This window comes from Paraburkholderia sp. Clong3 (genome assembly GCF_050436485.1).
Taxonomy (GTDB): domain Bacteria; phylum Pseudomonadota; class Gammaproteobacteria; order Burkholderiales; family Burkholderiaceae; genus Paraburkholderia; species Paraburkholderia tuberum.
Genome location: NZ_JBNDMH010000002.1, coordinates 3,599,386 through 3,618,401 on the forward strand (window position 1 = coordinate 3,599,386; position 19,016 = coordinate 3,618,401).

A 19,016-nucleotide genomic window follows, 5' to 3' on the forward strand; every position below is an offset into this window, starting at 1 on the left:
GATTTTCAATCGAACAGAATGCCACCATGTTGAAGCAGCGCACAATTAAATCGATCGTCAAGACTGTCGGCATCGGGCTGCACTCCGGCCGTAAAGTCAATCTGACGCTCCGCCCGGCGGCGCCGGGCACTGGCATCGTGTTTTCGCGCGTGGATTTGCCCACGCCGGTGGACATTCCCGCGTCCGCGCTGGCGATTGGCGATACGCGTCTGGCTTCCGTGTTGCAGAAAGACGGCGCGCGCGTGTCGACCATCGAGCATCTGATGTCCGCCTGCGCCGGTCTTGGCATCGACAATCTTTACGTCGACGTCACCGCCGAGGAAATCCCGATCATGGACGGCAGCGCGGGTTCGTTCGTGTTCCTGATCCAGTCGGCGGGTATCGAAGAGCAGAACGCGCCGAAGAAATTCATCAAGGTCACGAAGCCGGTCGAAATCCGTGACGGCGACAAGTTCGCGCGCCTCGATCCGTACTTCGGTTTCAAGCTCAAATTCACGATCGACTTCCGTCACCCGGCCGTGGACAAAACCGGTCAGGCGTTGGAAGTGGATTTCGCCAACACGTCGTACGTGCGCGAAATCGCACGTGCCCGCACGTTCGGCTTCGCGCATGAAGTGGAAATGATGCGTGAGCTCGGCCTCGCGCGCGGCGGCAGCATGGACAACGCGATCGTGCTCGACGAATATCGCATCCTGAACAACGACGGCTTGCGTTACGACGACGAGTTCGTCAAGCACAAAATGCTCGACGCCATCGGCGACCTGTACGTGGTCGGCCACCCGCTGCTCGCGTCGTACACCGCGTACAAGTCGGGCCACGGTCTGAACAACGCGTTGCTGCGTGAGCTGCTCGCGCACGAAGACTCGTACGAAATCGTCACTTTCGACGACACGCAGAAGGCCCCGCGCGGCTTCGCGTACGAGACGCAGACTGCGTTCGCATAAAGCCAGCGTAACAGGCAAGCAAATGAAAAACGGCCCCTCGGGGCTGTTTTTTTTCGTCGAGCGTTCAGCGATTGCGCCGATGCCGCGCGGCCATGCGCGCGAGCGCCTCCTGCAACGGCGAAGGCTCGAGCGATTCGCTCAACGCCTGCAGCGCGGCGGCGCCGGCCGGCGTCATGCGCGCCTGTTTTACGGGCGGCGGCTCTTTCAGCGGCTGCGGCCGCACGCGAATCTTCAGCGCCTGCACGGGCCAGCCGCGCTGCTGCAAATCCGCCAGCAGCCGCGGCTCCAGATGCCGCAGACGCGCCGCGAGCGCGTTGTGCGCGGCGAACAGGGCCAGCACACCCTCCTTGATGAAGCCAGGCTCGACGCTCGTCGCCAGATAATCGGGCAGCAGCTCGCGCAGATCCTTCTCGAGCGCGGCGATCTGCTCGACGCCTGCGCGCAGCGCAGCGAACGCGTCCGTGCGGCCGAGTACCTCGGCAAGCGGTTGCGGACGGCGCCGATCGAACTGCTTCGGCGGCCTTGAAAAGGACGAAAAACGGCTCATGTTTGGGATTGACGACGTGAGCTCGCCCCATGCGCGCTCACGCCGCGATTGTACCGCGCGGGCAGCTTGCGAAGTCGGTCCGCGCCGCGCCGGAGGTTGCCGGGCGGGGCTGGCGGAGGCCGGCGCCGTCACGCCTGCGACACGAGCGCGGCCGGAGGCGCGTGCTAAAATGCCCGATTCGAATTCACTCTTGGACTAAGCCGCCGAGGATTTTCCGACCCAGGCGCGGTATGCGCATAGTGCATACCGCGAGCCAGCCGAAGCCGCGACGCAGACACCGATCCGATGACCACCGGTTTTCTACAGAAGATTTTTGGCAGCCGTAATCAGCGGCTAGTCAAGCAATATCAAAGGACCGTCGCGGCGATCAATGCGCTCGAGCCGCAGATCGAGCAATTGACGGATGACCAACTGCGCGCCAAAACGGGTGAATTCCGCCAGCGCGTCGCGAGCGGCGAATCGCTCGACAAGATCCTGCCGGAAGCGTTCGCGGTCTGCCGCGAGGCCAGCAAGCGGGTGCTGAAGATGCGCCACTTCGACGTGCAGCTGATCGGCGGTATGGCGCTGCACTACGGCAAGATCAGCGAAATGCGCACCGGCGAGGGCAAGACGCTCGTCGCGACGCTGCCGGTCTACCTGAACGCGCTGTCGGGCCGCGGCGTCCACGTGGTCACGGTCAACGACTACCTCGCGCAGCGCGACGCCGAATGGATGGCGCGTCTCTACAACTTCCTCGGTCTGTCGGTCGGTATCAACCTGTCGCAAATGGAGCACACGGCGAAGCAGCAAGCCTACGCCGCCGACATCACCTACGGCACCAACAACGAATTCGGCTTCGACTACCTGCGCGACAACATGGTCTACGAGACCGACGCGCGCGTGCAGCGTAGCCTGAACTTCGCGGTCGTCGACGAGGTGGACTCGATCCTGATCGACGAAGCGCGTACGCCGCTGATCATCTCCGGCCAGGCCGAAGATCACACCGAACTCTACGTGCGCATGAACGCGCTGCCGCCGCTGCTCGAGCGCCAGATCGGCGAAGAGAAGGCGGACGGCACCGGCGTCGAGAAGCCGGGCGACTACACGCTGGACGAAAAAGGCCGTCAGGTCTTCCTGACCGAGTCGGGCCACGAAAAGGCCGAGCGCCTGCTCTCCGAGTGGGGCCTGATCGGCGACGGCGAAAGCCTGTACGCGCCGCAGAACATCACGCTGATGCACCACGTGTACGCGGCGTTGCGCGCGCACACGCTGTTCTTCAAGGATCAGCACTACGTCGTGCAGAACGGCGAAGTGATCATCGTCGACGAATTTACCGGCCGTCTGATGGCCGGCCGCCGTTGGTCTGACGGTCTGCACCAGGCGGTCGAGGCGAAGGAACACGTGAAGATCCAGAGCGAGAACCAGACGCTCGCATCGATCACGTTCCAGAACTACTTCCGCATGTACGCGAAGCTGGCCGGCATGACCGGCACGGCCGACACCGAAGCGTACGAATTCAACGAGATCTACGGTCTCGAAACGGTCGTGATCCCGACCAACCGTCCGCCGAAGCGGATCGACAAGCAGGATCAGATCTACAAGACCGCGAAGGAACGCTACGACGCGGTGATCCGCGACATTCGCGAGTGCTTCGAACGAGGTCAGCCGGTGCTGGTTGGCACGACGTCGATCGAGAACTCGGAGCTGCTGTCGCATCTGCTGAAGCAGGTCAGCTTGCCGCACGAAGTGCTGAACGCGAAACAGCACGCGCGCGAAGCGGAGATCGTCGCCGAAGCGGGCCGTCCGCAGCGCATCACGATCGCGACCAACATGGCCGGCCGTGGTACGGACATCGTGCTCGGCGGCAACGCGGAGAAGCAGGCGTCGTTCATCGAGCAGGACGAAACGCTCGCCGCCGACGAAAAGCGGCGCCGCATCCAGAAGCTGCACGACGAATGGCAGACGCTGCACGATCAGGTGAAGGCCGCGGGTGGTCTGCACATCATCGGCACCGAGCGTCACGAGTCGCGCCGGATCGACAACCAGCTGCGCGGCCGTGCGGGTCGTCAGGGCGACCCGGGTTCGTCGCGCTTCTATCTGTCGCTGGAAGATCCGCTGCTGCGCATTTTCGCGGGCGACCGCGTGCGCGCGATCATGGACCGCCTGAAGATGCCGGAAGGCGAGGCGATCGAAGCGGGCATCGTGTCGCGCTCGATTGAATCGGCGCAACGCAAGGTCGAGGCGCGCAACTTCGATATTCGTAAGCAATTGCTCGAATACGACGACGTATCGAACGACCAGCGCAAGGTGATCTACCAGCAGCGCAACGAACTGCTCGAAGCGAACGACATCACCGAGACCATCAGCGCGATGCGTCACGGCGTGGTCGGCGACATCGTGCATCAGTTCGTGCCGGTGGGCAGCATCGAAGAGCAGTGGGACGTGCCCGAGCTCGAGGAAGTGCTGCGCAACGAATGGCAGCTCGACCTCGCGATTCAGGAAATGATCAACGAGTCGAACTCGATCAGCGCGGAAGAGATTCTCGAAGCGGTCGAGGCCGCCGCGGACGAAGGGTACGAGGCGAAGGTCCAGTTGGTCGGCCGCGAATCGTTCAGCGCGTTCGAGCGCTCGATCATGCTGCAGACGCTCGACCGCGCGTGGCGCGAGCATCTGGCCGCGCTCGATCATCTGCGTCAGGGCATCCATCTGCGCGGCTATGCGCAGAAGAACCCGAAGCAGGAATACAAGCGCGAGGCGTTCGAACTGTTCGCCGCGATGCTCGACGCCGTGAAGCTCGAAGTCACGCGCATCGTGATGAACGTGCAGATCCAGTCGCCGGAGCAGCTCGAAGCGGCCGCGGAGCAGATGGAAGAGCAGGGCGGTCATCTGGAGAACGTCGAGTTCCGTCATGCCGAGTTCGCGGAAGCCGGCGCCGCCGCGCCGGTCGCGGCCGAAGCGGCCACCGCCGCGATGATCGGCGACGCGATGAGCCACGGCCACGGCGCAGCGCCGCAGGCGGCCGTGCACATGAATGCCGACAACGTGCCGAAGGTCGGCCGCAACGACCCGTGCCCGTGCGGCAGCGGCAAGAAGTACAAGCAGTGCCACGGCAAGATCGCCTGATGGCGATGCGGCGCGCTTCCGGGCGCGCCGTGTCGTTTTTAAGCGCCGTTTGGCCGTTTTGATTTCGCGGGTGACCCGGCAACACACCCGGGTCATCAGTTCCGTTTCCCCGATGCCGGCGTCCGCCGGCATTTTCTTCGACAGGTCGCGACCATGGCTGTCAACTTTCCCTCGATCGATCCCGCTCAACTCCACCCCGTCGCCGGCGTCACGCTAGGCTGGGCGGAAGCGAATATCCGCAAACCGAACCGCAAGGACGTGCTCGTCATTTCCGTCGACGAAGGCGCGACGGTAGGCGGCGTGTTCACGCAGAACCGCTTCTGCGCGGCGCCCGTCACGGTCTGCCGCGAGAACCTGCAGCGCGTGCGCGCGGGCGGCAAGCCGATTCGCGCGCTGGTGATCAACACCGGCAACGCGAACGCGGGCACGGGTGAGCCGGGCCTCGCGGCGACGCGCGAAACCTGCGCGGAACTCGCGCGTCTCGCCGACATCGCGCCCGAACAGGTGCTGCCGTTCTCGACGGGTGTGATTCTCGAACCGCTGCCGGTCGATCGTCTGAAGGCGGGCTTGCCGGCCGCGCTCGCGAACCGCAAGGAAGCGAACTGGTACGACGCGGCGCAGTCGATCATGACGACCGACACGCTGCCGAAGGCGAGCTCGCGCCAGGTCACGATCGGCGGTCATACCGTCACGCTGACCGGCATTAGCAAGGGCGCCGGCATGATCAAGCCGAACATGGCGACCATGCTCGGCTTCCTCGCGTTCGACGCAGCCGTCGCGCAGCCGGTCCTCGACGAGCTCGTGAAGCACGTCGCGGATCGCTCGTTCAACTGCATCACGATCGATGGCGATACGTCGACCAACGATTCGTTCATCCTGATCGCGTCGGGCAAATCGAGCCTGCCCGCGATCACGTCCACCGATTCGCCCGCTTATGGAGCGCTGCGCGACGCGGTGACCGAGGTCGCGCAGAACCTCGCGCAACTGATCGTGCGCGACGGCGAGGGCGCGACCAAATTCATGACCGTGCATGTCGAAGGCGGCTCGAGCGTCGGCGAATGCCGCCAGATCGCCTACGCGATCGGCCACTCGCCGCTCGTCAAGACGGCCTTCTATGCATCGGACCCGAACCTCGGCCGTATTCTTGCGGCCATCGGCTATGCCGGCGTTGACGATCTCGACGTCGGCAAGATCGATCTGTATCTGGACGACGTGCTGGTCGCGACTGCCGGCGGCCGCAACCCGGCCTACCGCGAAGAAGACGGCCAGCGCGTGATGAAAAAAAGCGAGATCGGCATTCGCGTCGTGCTCGGCCGCGGTAATGCGCAAGCCACGATCTGGACCTGCGATCTGTCGCACGACTACGTGAGCATCAACGCCGACTACCGCTCGTAATCAGCTTCAAAGCGCGGCCACGGGCCGCCTACTCACCATGGACAAACTCGAACAGTTTCTGAACCGGGCCGAAGCCGTGCTCGGCCGCCTGGAAGCGATGCTTCCGCCCGCCGCGCCGGACATCGACTGGTCGGCCGCGGTCGCTTTCCGCTGGCGCAAGCGCCAGGGTCGCGGCTACTTGCAGCCGGTGCATGCCATTTCGCCGATCACGCTCGACGACCTGCAGAACATCGATCGCCAGAAGGGGTTGATCGAACAGAACACGCGCCAGTTCGTGCGCGGTCAGCCGGCCAACAACGTGCTGCTGACGGGCGCGCGCGGTACCGGCAAGTCGTCGCTGATCAAGGCGTGCCTGAACGCGTATGCGAAAGACGGCCTGCGCCTGATCGAAGTGGACAAGGACGATCTGCACGACCTCGGCGACATCGTCGATCTGATCGCGAAGCGGCCGGAGCGCTTCGTCGTGTTCTGCGACGACCTGTCGTTCGAAGAAGGCGAGTCGGGCTACAAGGCGCTGAAGGTCGCGCTCGACGGCTCGGTGGCCGCGCAGTCCGACAACGTACTGATCTATGCGACGTCGAACCGCCGCCATCTGCTGCCCGAGTACATGAGCGACAACGAGACGTACAAGCACACTTCGGACGGCGAGATTCATCCGGGTGAACTGGTCGAAGAGAAGATTTCGCTGTCCGAGCGTTTCGGGCTGTGGGTCAGCTTCTATCCGTTCAAGCAGGACGACTACCTGACGATCATCGCGCACTGGCTGCGCCATTTCGGTTGCGACGACGCCGAGATCGAATCGGCGCGCGGCGATGCGCTCGTGTGGGCGCTCGAACGTGGCTCGCGCTCGGGACGGGTCGCATGGCAGTTCGCGCGCGACTGGTCCGGCCGTAAGACGCCGGCATGAGCGCCGCTAACAAAAGCGCCGGCAATAGCGTCGGCGCCAACGGCGCTGGCCGTCCGGTCACCGAAGTCGCGGTCGGCGTGCTGGTGCAGCCGGATGGGCGGTATCTGCTCGCGCAGCGTCCGACGGGCAAGCCGTACGAGGGCTACTGGGAGTTTCCGGGCGGCAAGCTCGAAGCGGGCGAATCGGTCGAGGCCGCGCTCGCGCGCGAGCTGCACGAGGAGCTGGGAATCGAGGTCGAGGCGAGCCATCTGTGGCATACGCTCGAACACGATTATCCGCACGCCTATGTGCGCCTCTTCTTCTGCAAGGTGACGCACTGGTCGGGCGAGCCGCACGGGCGTGAAGGCCAGGCCTTCGTCTGGCAGAGCTTGCCTGCGGATGTCTCGCCGTTGCTGCCGGCCACGATCCCGGTGCTGGAGTGGCTCGCGGCTGAGAAGAAGTGATTGATTGAAGGCAAGGACTGAAAAAGCCACGCGGTAGCGGGCGCTGTATCGGCAGCGCCGGTTCGCGTGGCTTTTTTACTGACTCGCTCAGTGCGGGTTGTAGTCGCCGCGCGGCGTTTCCTCTTCGGACGAAGATCCTTCCTGTTCGTTGCCGCCAATCCTGTATTTTTCGGCGGCCCATGCGCCCAGATCGATCTGTTTGCAGCGCTCGGAGCAGAACGGACGGAAGCGGCTCTCGGAGGTCCAGCGGACATCTTTACCGCAGGTAGGACATTTGACGACGGTAGGCATACGGTCGGACGGTCAATCGCAAACGGAACAAGTAACGAATATAGGGCTATTTCGCGCCGGTTCAAAGGCGCGTTCGGTCAAATCCGGTGTGCGCTGCTCAATGCGGCGGTGATTGACAGGCGATTACAGGCTGCAGAGCGTGAGTTGGAACGGCACGTCGACGTCGACCGCGCGCGGCCGCAGATCGCCGTCCTGCACCGTAAAGCGCACCCACAGCATGTACTTGTTGGCGCTCGCTTCGGGAATCACGCGCAATTCGGGAGCGACGCGAACCTGCATCAATTGATACGAGCGGCCCGACAGCATTTGCTGATAGCTGCCTTGCATCGCCATCACCTTCGACGCCTGGCCCGACTCACGCGCGAGCCGCAGCACGATGGTGGCCGCGTCGCGCAGCGGCAAAAGCGGTGTCACCCACTTGGCGATGTCCTGGCGACGCTGATCGGGATGCAACTGTTGCCACGCGTAATACGAGGGCAGGTCGAATTTGCAGGTACCACCGGGGATGATTGCGCGGCTGCGAATGCTCGCGAGCCACTCGTTGTCTGCAAGATGCTGGCCGGTCTTGCCTTGCATCTGCGTGAGCCCCGCAAGCGTCTGCTCGATTTCGCCGAGCACCGCTTCGAGCGCGTTCTGCTCGATGCCCGGATTGCCGCGAAATGGCGCGAGCGTTTGCCGCTGCCGCTCGAGCTCTTTCATCAGATCCGATTTCAGATCCGCGCGGCCCGCCACTTCGGAGATTTCGAACAGCGTTGTCAGTGCGACGTGATGTTCCCGCGCGTCTTCCTGAGTCAGAAAGAACGTGAAGCGCTCGAACAGATCTTCGAGCCGCAACAGCGTCCGGATTCGCTCATTGAAGGGGTACTCGTAAAGGATCAAGCGGGCTCGCCTCGGGCGTGGTCGGTGACAGGAATGCAAAACATTCTAATGCCGTGGGACTACCCAGGCAATCACGCACTTTTTCTGCGCGCTTTCGCAACTTTTTTGTGAGTTCCCGGTGTTATGAGCGCTTCGGCTCCCGCGTGCGCGCAAAGTTCAATGTGCCGGTGACGACGCGTCTGCGCGCGCTACAACTCGGCATCGCCCTTCGCCAGCGACAGATAGGCTTGATGGTGAGCGTCCACCTGCGCCTCGAGTTCTTCGAGCGGCGCATTGTCATTGACGATCACGTCGTCGGCGGCGGCGAGCCGCGCTTCGCGCGTGGCCTGGCGCGCAATGATTGCGAGCACCTGCTCACGGCTGAAGCCGTTGCGGCTCATCACACGCGCGATCTGCGTGTCGACGCTGCAATCGACGGTGAGCACGCGATTCACGCGGTTCTTCCAGGTCCCGGACTCGACCAGCAACGGCACCACGACGATCACATACGGTCCTTTCGCTTCGCGCTCTTCGCGCTCGGTTTCCGCGCGAATCAGCGGATGCGTGATGCCTTCGAGACGTTTGCGCGCGGTCTCGTCGCTGAACACGAGCGTGCGCATGCGCGCGCGATCGAGGGAGCCGTCGGCGGCGACGAATTGCGCGCCGAATTCGGCGGCGATGTGCGGCATTGCGAGGCCATGCGGCGCGGTGATGCGATGCGCGATCACGTCCGTGTCGACGAGCGGCACGCCGCGCGCGGCGAACAGATCGGCCACCGTCGATTTGCCGCTGCCGATGCCGCCAGTGAGTCCCACAACGAACATGGTTCAGCCCCCCAGAGCCAGATAAAGCGGCGTGCCGGCAAACAGCGTCAACACACCGCCCGCCGCGAGAAACGGCCCGAACGGCAGCGGCTCCTCGAAGCGCATTCGGCCGCGCCACGTCGCCGCGAGGCCGATCACGGCACCGGCCACCGCGGCGACCAGCACGATCTGCGGCAGCGCGGGCCAGCCGAGCCACGCACCGAGCGCGGCGAGCAGCTTGAAGTCGCCATAGCCCATGCCTTCGATACCACGCACGAGCTTGAACGCCCAATGCACGGCCCACAACGCCAGATATCCGAAGATAGCGCCGAGCACCGCATCATGCAGATTCGTGAACATGCCGTTGAAATTGACGATCAGGCCGGCCCACAACAGCGGCAGCGTCAAGGAGTCGGGCAGCAAATGCGTGTCGACGTCGATCGCGCTCATCGCGAGCAACGTCGCGCACAGGCCGAACGCGGCGAGTGCCATCAGCGTCGGGCCGAACGCTATCAGTGCGCCTGCCGCGAAAGCGGCGCTCGCGATTTCGAGCAGCGGATAGCGTGCGCTGATATGCGTGCCGCACGCGGAACAACGGCCGCGTAACAGCAGGTAGCTCAGCACCGGCAAGTTTTCCCACGCGCTCAGCACATGGCCGCAATGCGGGCACGCGCTGCGCGGCACCCACAGGTTGTAGCGCGCGGGCAGTCCGTGGTCGGGCGGCGGCACGTCGGTGGTCTCGCTGATTTCGGCGCGCCATGCACGCTCGAGCATGATCGGCAATCGATGCACGACCACGTTCAGGAAGCTGCCAATCACGAGGCCAAGCACGATCGCGAATGCGATCTGCACGCCGGCGGGCAGGCTCGCGAGCGCGAGGCCGATATCGCTGGCAAAGCGGCCCGGCAGTAAGCCCGCGAGCAGGCTGGAGGAAGTTTGTGACACGAGCGGAAGAGGAGCCTGCATGGTGACGAAGTGGATTCGGCTGCGATGCTACACCACGTTGCCGAGTTGAATAATGGGAAGATACATCGCGATGACGAGGCCGCCGACCAGTGTGCCGAGCACGACGATCACGAGCGGTTCACACAGGCTCGATAGCGTGCCGATCCTGTCGTCGACCTGGCGATCCGCAAGCGACGCGACATCGAGCAGCATGCTGTCGAGCGCGCCGGATTCCTCCGCGACCGCAACGGGCTGCACGACTTCGGGAGGAAAGCAGCGGGCCGCGAGCATAGCCGCGGCGAGCCGTTCGCCGCGCCGCAATCTGATGGCGATGCTTGCCGTCGCGCGATCGAAGAAGGCATTGCCGGTCGCCTGAGTGAGCGAATCGAATGCGTCGGCGAGCGGCGTGCCGGCGGACAGCAAGGTGCCAAGCGCGCGACTCCAGCGCGCCGCGCACAGCGTGCGCAGCAGCGGGCCGGCCACCGGCAGGTCGAGCGACAGGCGCGCGAAGCGGATGCGCGCGCTTACCGAACGACGCAGCACGAGCGTGATGGCCGAGCTCATTGCGAGCATCAGTATGAACAGCGGCACACTCCAGCGCGCGGCGGCCGCCGAGAGCGCCAGCACGAACTGCGTCGGCGCGGGCAGCTTCGCGCCGAAGCCATCGAAGATCTGCTTGAACGTCGGCACGACCCACACCAGCAATGCGGCAGTTATCACGAGCGCGAGCAGCAGGATCGCGGCTGGATAGGTGAGAGCCGCGCGCACCTTGGCGCGCTGCGCAGCGGCGCGTTCGCGATCGTCGGCGAGGCGGGCGAGCACGGTGACGAGCGCGCCCGCAGCTTCGCCCACCTCGACGAGCTGGCAATACAGCGCATTGAACTGCGCCGGGTGCCGCTGCAAGGCCGCCGAAAACCGCAGGCCGGCGGTGATGTCGCGCGCGATAGTGCCGACGATGCGCGGCATGCCTTGCCGCTGACCCGACGTCGACGCCTGCGCGAGTAGTTCGAGCGCGGGCGCGAGCGGCAAACCGGCACGCAGCAGACTGGACAGTTGTCGCGTGAACAGCGTGACAGCGGCCGCGCTGGTCTTCGGGCGTGGCGCCGGCCCTTGCGTTGCGAGTTCGACGATAAAGAGGTTGTCGCGTTTGAGCATCGTGCGTGCGGCGCTCGCGTCGGGCGCGATCAGCGTGCCGCTTTGGCGCGTGCCGTCCGCGTCGACGCCGCGCCATCTGAAGCGTAGGTCGGCTGAGACGGACCGGGTTGGTGACAGCGCGGCGGTACTCATGCGACCTCCGTGGCGGCGAGCGCTTCGGCGAGACTCGTGGTGCCGTCGCGCACGCGCGCAAGCGCCGCGTCGCGTAACGTCGCGACCTGTTCCATCTGCGCGAGGCGGGCCAGCTCGTGCGCGCCCGCGCTTGCGACGATCTGCTCACGCATCGCGTCGGAGACGGGCATCACCTGATGAATGCCGACGCGCCCCCGATAGCCGATGCCATGACAAACCGCGCAGCCGGTCGCCGCATACGGTTGCCAGCCGTCGAGCTCATGTTCGGCAAAGCCCGCGGCGAGGAGTGCCGCCGGCGAATGCGGCGCGGGCGCGCGGCATGCGACGCACAGTCGCCGCACCAGCCGCTGCGCGGTCACCATGCGCAGCGCGGCGGCAAGGTTGTACGCCTCGACACCGATGTCGATGAGCCGCGCGATGGCCGCGGGCGCGTCGTTCGTATGCAGCGTGGACAGCACTAGGTGACCGGTTTGGGCGGCCTTCACGGCAACGTCGGCGGTTTCGTTGTCGCGGATTTCGCCAACCATGATCACGTCCGGGTCCTGACGCAGAAAAGCCCGCAGCGCGACCGCGAAAGTCAGTCCGGCTTTTTCGCGCACGCTGACCTGGTTGATGCCGGCCAGCTGGATCTCGGCTGGGTCTTCCACCGAGCAGAGGTTGCGTGCCTCGCCATTCAGCAGGTTCAGGAAGCAGTACAGCGATAGTGTCTTGCCGCTGCCCGTCGGTCCGGTGACGAGCATCAGACCGTGCGGCGCGCGGATCGCGGCGTCGACGGCTTCGCGCTGCCGCGGATCGAGGCCGAGCGAATCGAGCGAAAGATCGGTGGGCAACGCGTCGAGCCGTCGTAGCACGAGCTTTTCGCCGAACAGTGTCGGCAGCGAATTGACGCGGTAATCCTCGAGCCGCCCTGGCGACGTCGCTAGGCGTAGCCGGCCGTCCTGCGGCACGCGTCGCTCGGCGATGTCCATGCGCGCGAGCACTTTCACACGCGTGACGAACGCGTCGCGCAGATGGGCGGGCGGCCGCGGGATTTCATGCAGCACGCCGTCGATACGCAGGCGCACACGCCAGCCATGCTCGGCCGGCTCGATGTGGATATCCGACGCATTGCGCCGCGTCGCTTCGTGCAACGTGTCGGTCAACAGACGCACGGCTGGGGCGTTGTCGGGATCGTTCAGACTCGTTGTGCTGGATTCGCCGTCGATAGCGAGTGGGCGCGGCAATGCCGCGGCGGTGGCAAAGGGTGTTTGCATGAGAGACCGGTGATGAACCGCCTTTAGAACATGACGGCTTCATCTTCCGGTTGCGGGCGTCCGAATGCCATTCGGCCATTCGGCTAATGGCGCGTTTCGCGAGCCTGTGCGATGCTGACCGTAAATCAGCGTGCGGCGGCGCGAAGTTCAGCCTGACCTTGCTTTACCGGCCTTCGTGCGCGACGGCGGTTTGAAAAGCTTGACGGTGCGGATCGCCTGATCGTCGCTGCGCATCACTTCGAGCTTGGTGTCTCCGATGCGCACGCAGACGTCGCCGTCGGGGATGTCTTCGAGGATTTCGAGAATCAGGCCGTTCAGCGTTTTGGGGCCATCGGTGGGCAGCCCGAGTTGCAGCCAGCGGTTCAGCTCGCGCAACGGCATGCTTCCCGCGACGATGCATTCGCCCGCCTCGTTCCAGCCGCCGCGCGAGCTGGCGCTACGCGGAATCGACGTGGTGAATTCGCCGATCAGTTCCTCGATGATGTCTTCCGGTGTGACGAGGCCTTGCAGTTCGCCGTATTCGTTGACGACGAGCGCGATGCGTTGCCGGCTCTCCTGAAAGTATTGCAGCTGCTGGAACACCGGCGTGCCGCTTGGCACGAAGTACGGCTCGGCGAGCAGCTCGCGCAAGGTATCGCGCTCGAGCTCCTGGTTGTGCAGCGCTGAGAGCGTCTTGCGCACGTGCAGCACACCGAGCACGCGGTCGATGTCGCCCTGGTAGACGATCAGCTTGTTGTGATAGCAGGTCTCCAGTTGATGCAGGATCTGTTCGAACGGGGCATTGAAGTCGAGGGCCTCGATACGGCGACGCGGGATCATCACGTCATCGACGGAGATGTTTTCGAGGTCGAACAGGTTCAGCAGGATGCTGCGGTGCTTGGTGGGCATGAAGCTTCCCGACTCGAGCACGATGGTGCGCAGTTCTTCGGTGGACAGCCGCTGGTCGCGCGCGCCCTTCGTGTTGATGTGCAGCACGCGCAGGATGCCGGTCGCGAACAGGTTGACAAACCAGATCAGTGGTCTCGCGACGCGCATCAACGGCGCGATCAGCAGGCTCGCGGGCAGCGCGATTTTCTCGGGAAACGTCGCGCCGACGATCTTCGGTGTGATCTCCGCGAACACGATAATGAGGAACGCGACGATACCGGTCGCGATCGACAGCACGAGGCTATTGCGGCCGAACGTATGCAGCGCGAGCGATGTCGTCAGTACCGGAATGATCGTGTTGAACAGGTTGTTGCCGATGAGGATCACGCTGAGCAGCTGATCGGTTTTTGCGAGCAGGCCCTGAGTCGTCTTTGCGCCGAGCGTGTTCTTGCTGGCGAGATGTTTGAGGCGATGACGATTGAGCGCCATCATCGCTGTCTCGGAAATGGAAAAGAAGGCGGAGCAGACAAGCAGCAGAAGGACGGCGCCGATCTGCGCCCATAAGGGAAGTTGTTCCACGCGTCGTGAAAAATAAGGGAAAGGATGGAGAGAATATAGCAGAGGGGGCCGCGCGCTCCGGTGTGGACGACGGCTGACGTCGCCAGGACGACAACGTGGCAACGTACGCGCTGTGCCTGACGAGCCGGAGGAAAGAAAGCGGCGAAGGGCAGCACGAGAGCAACGAAAAAAGCGCCGCGCAAAACAAAAAACCGCCCAGCAACGCTGCGGCGGTTTTGAACCTTGAGCTAACAAGGAGAAATCTGGTCGGGGTGAGAGGATTCGAACCTCCGGCCTCTACGTCCCGAACGTAGCGCTCTACCAGGCTAAGCTACACCCCGATTGGGTACTGCTGACTCGATTCAGACTAATTCGGTGTTCCAGTCTCGTTCAAGACTGTCTTGCCGTCGAGTAAGAGCATAATTCTAGCAGGCTCTCCTTGAAAAGGGAATGGGGAAATGACGAAATTGCTGCCGCGGCTGCCTGCGCCTCCTGTTTCGCGCACTCGAGCGTGTGATCCAGCGCGCCCGAGCGCGTGATCGCGTCGAAAATGGTATCGAAACGGTCGGTGCCACCTTGCTCGATGGCTTCGCGCGCGAGCGCCGACTGCTCGGGCGTGCCGCGTTCGATCAGATAGATGAGCGGAAGCGTCGGTTTGCCTTCGCGCAGATCGTCGCCGGCGTTCTTGCCCATCGACTCGGCCGTGCCCGTGTAGTCGAGCCAGTCGTCCATGATCTGGAACGCGGTGCCGATGCGACGACCGTACTCGGCGGCGGCGGCTTCGGTTTTCGCGTCCGCGCCGGCCAGCACCGCGCCGAGCTGGGCGGCCGCCTCGAACAACTTTGCGGTCTTGTAGCGGATCACCTGCATGTAACGGGCTTCGTCGACGTCGGCATCGTGCATGTTCAACAGCTGCAGCACTTCGCCTTCAGAGATGATGTTGGTCGCCTCCGACAGAATTTCCATCACGCGCATCTTGCCCACGCCGACCATCATCTGGAACGACCGTGAGTAAAGAAAGTCACCGACCAGCACGCTCGCCGCGTTGCCGAACAGCGCATTGGCGGTCTGGCGGCCGCGCCTCAGGTCGGACTCGTCGACCACGTCGTCATGCAGCAGCGTGGCCGTGTGGATGAATTCGACGACCGCTGCCAGCTCGTGCCGGTGCCCCGTCGTATCGCCCAGCGCGCCCGCCACCAGCAACAGCAGCGCGGGCCGCAGCCGCTTGCCGCCGGCGCTGATGATGTACTCGGAAATCTGATTGATCAGCATCACGTCCGACGCAAGACGTTGCCGGATGACGCGATTGACCTGCTGCATGTCTTCGGCGATCGGAGCAAGCAGGCTGGCGACGTTGGGGGAGGTGGTGGCAGTCGACGACATGATGGCTGAATTGGGTAGTGCCGCGAATTATAAGGCGATCGGGGCGCTTCTGGGTCGTCGGCTGCGGCGTGGATGCGGTCCGCATGGCGCGCGGGGCGCCTGCCAAGGCCGTCTGCGGGGCGCCGCGCGTTACAGGTTTGCCATCTGCGAGCGCCTGCGAGGGAGGGCGAAGCCGGACCGTAGACGGTTTGGTAAGCAGGTTTTGACCGAGCAGCTAACTCTATGTATAATTGAGGGTTTCCGCGCGCGGTGCGTGGGAAAAATGAATACAGAGTGAGGTTCTCAATGTACGCGGTCATAAAAACCGGTGGCAAGCAGTACAAGGTTGCCGTCGGCGAAAAACTTAAAGTAGAACAGATACCGGCAGACATTGACGCTGAAATCACGCTCGACCAGGTTCTCGCAGTGGGCGAAGGCGAATCGATTAAGTTCGGTACGCCGCTGGTCAGTGGGGCTTCCGTCAAGGCTACCGTCGTGTCGCAAGGTCGTCACGCCAAAGTGACGATCTTCAAGATGCGTCGCCGGAAGCACTACCAGAAGCATGGCGGCCACCGCCAGAACTATACCGAACTGCGCATCGACGCGATCAACGCGTAAGCGCACCGGTTAAGGAGCAAATCAAATGGCACACAAAAAGGCAGGCGGATCGTCCCGGAACGGCCGCGACTCCGAATCGAAGCGCCTCGGCGTTAAGGTTTACGGCGGCCAGGCTATCAACGCTGGTGGCATCATCGTGCGTCAGCGCGGTACGCGCATGCACGCTGGCGAGAACGTCGGCATGGGCAAGGATCACACCCTGTTCGCTCTGAAGGACGGCCACGTCCAGTTCTCGACGAAGGGCGCGGCGAAGAAGCACACCGTTTCTGTCGTCCCGGCAGCCTGAGTTTAATCAGGCACGGGCTTCAGGACCGGAAAAAGGCCCCGCGAAGTTCGCGGGGCTTTTTTTATTGCGGCGCCTCTTTAGCTTGGCGCCGAAGCCGCGCAGCCGACCGCTCCTCATCGGCGGACTATGCCGTTCGGTCGATTGATCAACGCGCGGCGCGCGCGGCAAAATAGCAGCATCCAATCAGTATCAACCCCTGCATCGAATCGGGCAGTACACCACGGGACGGAGTAACACATGAAGTTCATTGACGAAGCGAGGATTGAAGTCATCGCCGGCGACGGAGGGGATGGCAGCGCGTCGATGCGCCGCGAGAAGTTCGTCCCGTTCGGCGGCCCCGATGGCGGTGACGGCGGCCGGGGCGGCAGCGTGATCGCGGTGGCTGACCGCAACATCAACACGCTGATCGATTACCGCTACGCGAAAAAACATCTGGCGCGCAACGGCGAAAACGGCCGCGGCTCGGATTGCTACGGCAAGGGCGGTGATGACATCACGCTGCGCATGCCGGTCGGCACCACCATCACGGACATGGAAACCGGCGAGCTGATCGCCGATCTGACCGAGCACAACCAGAGCGTGCAAATCGCGCAAGGGGGAGCCGGCGGCCTCGGCAACCTCCATTTCAAGTCCAGCACGAACCGCGCGCCGCGTCAGAAGACCGACGGCAAGCCGGGCGAGCGCCGCATGGTCCGCCTCGAACTGAAAGTGCTGGCCGACGTCGGTCTGCTCGGCATGCCGAATGCGGGCAAGTCGACGTTTATCTCGTCGGTGTCGAACGCGAAGCCGAAAATCGCCGATTACCCGTTCACCACGCTCGCGCCGAACCTCGGCGTCGTGCGCGTCGGGCCGAGCCGCAGCTTCGTGATTGCCGACATTCCGGGGCTGATCGAAGGCGCGGCGGAAGGCGCCGGCCTAGGCCATCAATTCCTGCGTCACCTGCAGCGCACCGGGCTGCTGCTGCACATCGTCGACATCGCACCGTTCGATGAATCGATCGATCCGGTCGCGGAAGCGAAGGCGATCGTCAACGAACTGCGCAAGTACGACGAAGAGCTTTATCAGAAGCCGCGCTGGCTTGTGCTGAACAAGCTGGACATGGTGCCTGAGGACGATCGCGAAGCGCGCGTGGCGGCGTTCCTCGAAGGCTTCGGCTGGGACGGTCTGGTGTTCGAGATCTCGGCGCTGACTGGCCAGGGCTGTGAAAATCTTTGCTACGCCGTGTTCGACTACCTCGCCGAGCACTCCGACGCGCAACGCGCGGCCGAAGCCGAAGACCTGGCCTCCGACGTGCGTTTCCGCGACGGGACGCAAGTACCGGCCGCGACCCGCGAAGCCGGCACCGATCCGCAGGAATAACAACTCGAGCGCCGGCGCCAGCGGCGGGTGCCGGTATGCATCACGCGTCATCTTGGGAGACAGCGCACAATGCGTTCCGTCATCGCAGATTCACGGCGATTGGTCGTCAAAGTCGGTTCGAGTCTCGTCACGAACGACGGGCGCGGCCTCGATCATGCGGCGATCGGCCGCTGGGCCGCGCAAATTGCCGCACTGCGCGCGCAAGGCAAGGAAGTCGTGCTGGTCAGCTCGGGCGCGATCGCCGAGGGCATGCAGCGGCTCGGCTGGACGAAGCGGCCGCGTGAAATCGATGAGCTGCAGGCGGCCGCGGCGGTCGGTCAGATGGGTCTCGCGCAAGTGTACGAAAGCCGCTTCGCCGAACATTCCATCCAGACTGCGCAGATCCTGCTTACTCACGCTGACCTTGCTGATCGCGAGCGCTATCTGAACGCTCGCTCCACGCTGCTCACGCTGCTGGGGCTCGGAGTTGTACCGATCATCAACGAGAACGACACGGTCGTCACCGACGAAATCAAGTTCGGAGACAACGACACGCTCGGCGCGCTGGTTGCCAATCTGATCGAGGGCGACGCGCTGATCATTCTGACGGACCAGCAAGGCCTCTTCACCGCAGATCCGCGCAAGGACCCGACCGCGACACTCGTCCAGCATGCCGACGCCGGCGCGCCCGAGCTCGAGGCGATGGCGGGCGGTGCGGGCTCGAGCCTCGGCCGCGGCGGCATGCTGACCAAGATTCTCGCTGCGAAGCGTGCGGCCCATAGCGGCGCCAATACGGTGATCGCGAGTGGGCGCGAGTCGGACGTGCTGGTGAGACTGGCGGCCGGCGAGGCGATCGGCACCCAACTGATCGCGCGCACCGCGCGCATGGCGGCGCGCAAGCAATGGATGGCCGATCACCTGCAGGTGCGCGGCCACGTCGTGATCGATGACGGCGCGGTCGAAAAACTGACCGCCGGCGGCAAGAGCTTGCTGCCGATCGGCATCGTCGGTGTGCAGGGTGCATTCGCGCGCGGCGAGGTGATCGCGTGTCTGAGCGCGTCAGGCCGCGAGGTCGCACGTGGTTTGACGAACTACAGCAGCGCGGAAACCAAACTGATCCAGCGGCGTCCGAGCGGCGAAATTGAGTCAGTGCTCGGCTATATGCTCGAGCCCGAACTGATTCATCGCGACAATCTCGTGGTGCTTTGATCT

19 protein-coding genes and 1 tRNA gene are annotated in these 19,016 nt (G+C 64.0%); 10 read left to right on the plus strand and 10 right to left on the minus strand.

What is annotated here, in order from left to right; translation table 11 throughout:
* The first annotated feature begins 26 nt into the window (after positions 1-26).
* Positions 27-944 (plus strand): UDP-3-O-acyl-N-acetylglucosamine deacetylase, encoded by a 918-nt coding sequence (gene lpxC / locus OKW30_RS20765; protein ID WP_090801955.1) that lies wholly within the window; start codon positions 27-29, stop codon positions 942-944.
* A 64-nt stretch (positions 945-1,008) separates the two neighbouring features.
* On the opposite strand, the gene OKW30_RS20770 is transcribed toward lpxC, so the two are convergent.
* The gene (locus OKW30_RS20770; RefSeq protein WP_090801953.1) at positions 1,009-1,491 is read right to left on the minus strand and encodes a DciA family protein; all 483 of its coding nucleotides are present in this window, start codon (positions 1,489-1,491) and stop codon (positions 1,009-1,011) included.
* Between the two features lie 285 nt (positions 1,492-1,776).
* Here OKW30_RS20770 and secA point away from each other — a divergent pair, with 285 nt between their 5' ends.
* The 4 genes from secA to OKW30_RS20790 all read left to right on the plus strand — a co-directional run bounded on the left by secA (position 1,777) and on the right by OKW30_RS20790 (position 7,338).
* On the plus strand, positions 1,777-4,593 hold the full coding sequence (gene secA / locus OKW30_RS20775) for a preprotein translocase subunit SecA (RefSeq protein WP_429347472.1): 2,817 nt from the start codon (positions 1,777-1,779) through the stop codon (positions 4,591-4,593).
* Between the two features lie 153 nt (positions 4,594-4,746).
* On the plus strand, positions 4,747-5,988 hold the full coding sequence (gene argJ, locus OKW30_RS20780; protein WP_429347473.1) for a bifunctional glutamate N-acetyltransferase/amino-acid acetyltransferase ArgJ: 1,242 nt from the start codon (positions 4,747-4,749) through the stop codon (positions 5,986-5,988).
* Positions 5,989-6,025: 37 nt separating this feature from the next.
* The gene (locus OKW30_RS20785) at positions 6,026-6,895 is read left to right on the plus strand and encodes an ATP-binding protein (RefSeq protein ID WP_090801949.1); all 870 of its coding nucleotides are present in this window, start codon (positions 6,026-6,028) and stop codon (positions 6,893-6,895) included.
* Positions 6,892-7,338, plus strand: coding sequence for an NUDIX domain-containing protein (locus OKW30_RS20790; protein ID WP_184066897.1), 447 nt, complete (start codon positions 6,892-6,894; stop codon positions 7,336-7,338). Before OKW30_RS20785 ends, OKW30_RS20790 begins: the two co-directional genes overlap by 4 nt.
* 87 nt (positions 7,339-7,425) lie before the next feature.
* On the opposite strand, the gene yacG is transcribed toward OKW30_RS20790, so the two are convergent.
* The 7 genes from yacG to OKW30_RS20825 form a co-directional block, all read right to left on the minus strand.
* On the minus strand, positions 7,426-7,629 hold the full coding sequence (gene yacG, locus OKW30_RS20795) for a DNA gyrase inhibitor YacG (RefSeq protein WP_090801947.1): 204 nt from the start codon (positions 7,627-7,629) through the stop codon (positions 7,426-7,428).
* A 123-nt stretch (positions 7,630-7,752) separates the two neighbouring features.
* Positions 7,753-8,508: a cell division protein ZapD gene (zapD, locus tag OKW30_RS20800; protein WP_008921182.1), complete on the minus strand. Its 756-nt coding sequence runs from the start codon at positions 8,506-8,508 to the stop codon at positions 7,753-7,755.
* A 188-nt stretch (positions 8,509-8,696) separates the two neighbouring features.
* The gene (gene coaE / locus OKW30_RS20805) at positions 8,697-9,311 is read right to left on the minus strand and encodes a dephospho-CoA kinase (RefSeq protein ID WP_429347474.1); all 615 of its coding nucleotides are present in this window, start codon (positions 9,309-9,311) and stop codon (positions 8,697-8,699) included.
* Between the two features lie 3 nt (positions 9,312-9,314).
* A complete protein-coding gene (locus tag OKW30_RS20810) occupies positions 9,315-10,256 on the minus strand; it encodes a prepilin peptidase (protein ID WP_184058556.1) in 942 nt (313 codons plus the stop codon).
* 27 nt (positions 10,257-10,283) lie between these two features.
* The gene (locus tag OKW30_RS20815; protein ID WP_184066888.1) at positions 10,284-11,522 is read right to left on the minus strand and encodes a type II secretion system F family protein; all 1,239 of its coding nucleotides are present in this window, start codon (positions 11,520-11,522) and stop codon (positions 10,284-10,286) included.
* A complete protein-coding gene (locus OKW30_RS20820) occupies positions 11,519-12,775 on the minus strand; it encodes a GspE/PulE family protein (RefSeq protein ID WP_184066885.1) in 1,257 nt (418 codons plus the stop codon). The genes OKW30_RS20815 and OKW30_RS20820 overlap by 4 nt, the downstream gene beginning before the upstream one ends.
* A gap of 147 nt (positions 12,776-12,922) precedes the next feature.
* Entirely contained in the window at positions 12,923-14,134 is a 1,212-nt protein-coding gene (locus OKW30_RS20825) for an HlyC/CorC family transporter (protein WP_429347475.1), read from the minus strand.
* A gap of 199 nt (positions 14,135-14,333) precedes the next feature.
* Here OKW30_RS20825 and OKW30_RS20830 point away from each other — a divergent pair, with 199 nt between their 5' ends.
* On the plus strand, positions 14,334-14,447 hold the full coding sequence (locus tag OKW30_RS20830; RefSeq protein ID WP_409340021.1) for a hypothetical protein: 114 nt from the start codon (positions 14,334-14,336) through the stop codon (positions 14,445-14,447).
* 17 nt (positions 14,448-14,464) lie between these two features.
* Here the strand turns inward: OKW30_RS20830 and OKW30_RS20835 are convergent.
* Positions 14,465-14,541 (minus strand) — tRNA-Pro (locus OKW30_RS20835).
* 49 nt (positions 14,542-14,590) lie between these two features.
* Positions 14,591-15,583: a polyprenyl synthetase family protein gene (locus OKW30_RS20840; RefSeq protein WP_184066879.1), complete on the minus strand. Its 993-nt coding sequence runs from the start codon at positions 15,581-15,583 to the stop codon at positions 14,591-14,593.
* A gap of 285 nt (positions 15,584-15,868) precedes the next feature.
* On the opposite strand from OKW30_RS20840, the gene rplU reads away from it, so the two are divergent.
* The 4 genes from rplU to proB all read left to right on the plus strand — a co-directional run bounded on the left by rplU (position 15,869) and on the right by proB (position 19,013).
* Positions 15,869-16,180 carry a 50S ribosomal protein L21 gene (gene rplU / locus OKW30_RS20845; protein ID WP_007180329.1) on the plus strand — a complete coding sequence of 104 codons (312 nt, stop codon included), beginning with the start codon at positions 15,869-15,871 and terminating at the stop codon, positions 16,178-16,180.
* Between the two features lie 25 nt (positions 16,181-16,205).
* Positions 16,206-16,466 carry a 50S ribosomal protein L27 gene (gene rpmA / locus OKW30_RS20850; RefSeq protein ID WP_008923994.1) on the plus strand — a complete coding sequence of 87 codons (261 nt, stop codon included), beginning with the start codon at positions 16,206-16,208 and terminating at the stop codon, positions 16,464-16,466.
* A gap of 237 nt (positions 16,467-16,703) precedes the next feature.
* Complete coding sequence (gene cgtA / locus OKW30_RS20855) at positions 16,704-17,825, plus strand: Obg family GTPase CgtA (protein WP_429347476.1); 1,122 nt, start codon at positions 16,704-16,706, stop codon at positions 17,823-17,825.
* 69 nt (positions 17,826-17,894) lie between these two features.
* The gene (gene proB, locus OKW30_RS20860) at positions 17,895-19,013 is read left to right on the plus strand and encodes a glutamate 5-kinase (RefSeq protein ID WP_184066875.1); all 1,119 of its coding nucleotides are present in this window, start codon (positions 17,895-17,897) and stop codon (positions 19,011-19,013) included.
* Positions 19,014-19,016: the final 3 nt, after the last annotated feature.

Bases quoted from the DNA above. Each gene is read 5' to 3' on its own strand.
- OKW30_RS20770 (WP_090801953.1), bottom strand. From the start codon at position 1,491: ATGAGCCGTTTTTCGTCCTTTTCAAGGCCGCCGAAGCAGTTCGATCGG.
- rpmA (WP_008923994.1), top strand. From the start codon at position 16,206: ATGGCACACAAAAAGGCAGGCGGATCGTCCCGGAACGGCCGCGACTCC.
- OKW30_RS20810 (WP_184058556.1), bottom strand. From the start codon at position 10,256: ATGCAGGCTCCTCTTCCGCTCGTGTCACAAACTTCCTCCAGCCTGCTC.
- proB (WP_184066875.1), top strand. From the start codon at position 17,895: ATGCGTTCCGTCATCGCAGATTCACGGCGATTGGTCGTCAAAGTCGGT.
- OKW30_RS20790 (WP_184066897.1), top strand. From the start codon at position 6,892: ATGAGCGCCGCTAACAAAAGCGCCGGCAATAGCGTCGGCGCCAACGGC.
- yacG (WP_090801947.1), bottom strand. From the start codon at position 7,629: ATGCCTACCGTCGTCAAATGTCCTACCTGCGGTAAAGATGTCCGCTGG.
- coaE (WP_429347474.1), bottom strand. From the start codon at position 9,311: ATGTTCGTTGTGGGACTCACTGGCGGCATCGGCAGCGGCAAATCGACG.
- OKW30_RS20840 (WP_184066879.1), bottom strand. From the start codon at position 15,583: ATGTCGTCGACTGCCACCACCTCCCCCAACGTCGCCAGCCTGCTTGCT.
- OKW30_RS20820 (WP_184066885.1), bottom strand. From the start codon at position 12,775: ATGCAAACACCCTTTGCCACCGCCGCGGCATTGCCGCGCCCACTCGCT.
- argJ (WP_429347473.1), top strand. From the start codon at position 4,747: ATGGCTGTCAACTTTCCCTCGATCGATCCCGCTCAACTCCACCCCGTC.
- secA (WP_429347472.1), top strand. From the start codon at position 1,777: ATGACCACCGGTTTTCTACAGAAGATTTTTGGCAGCCGTAATCAGCGG.
- OKW30_RS20815 (WP_184066888.1), bottom strand. From the start codon at position 11,522: ATGAGTACCGCCGCGCTGTCACCAACCCGGTCCGTCTCAGCCGACCTA.
- lpxC (WP_090801955.1), top strand. From the start codon at position 27: ATGTTGAAGCAGCGCACAATTAAATCGATCGTCAAGACTGTCGGCATC.
- OKW30_RS20825 (WP_429347475.1), bottom strand. From the start codon at position 14,134: ATGATGGCGCTCAATCGTCATCGCCTCAAACATCTCGCCAGCAAGAAC.
- cgtA (WP_429347476.1), top strand. From the start codon at position 16,704: ATGAAGTTCATTGACGAAGCGAGGATTGAAGTCATCGCCGGCGACGGA.
- OKW30_RS20785 (WP_090801949.1), top strand. From the start codon at position 6,026: ATGGACAAACTCGAACAGTTTCTGAACCGGGCCGAAGCCGTGCTCGGC.
- rplU (WP_007180329.1), top strand. From the start codon at position 15,869: ATGTACGCGGTCATAAAAACCGGTGGCAAGCAGTACAAGGTTGCCGTC.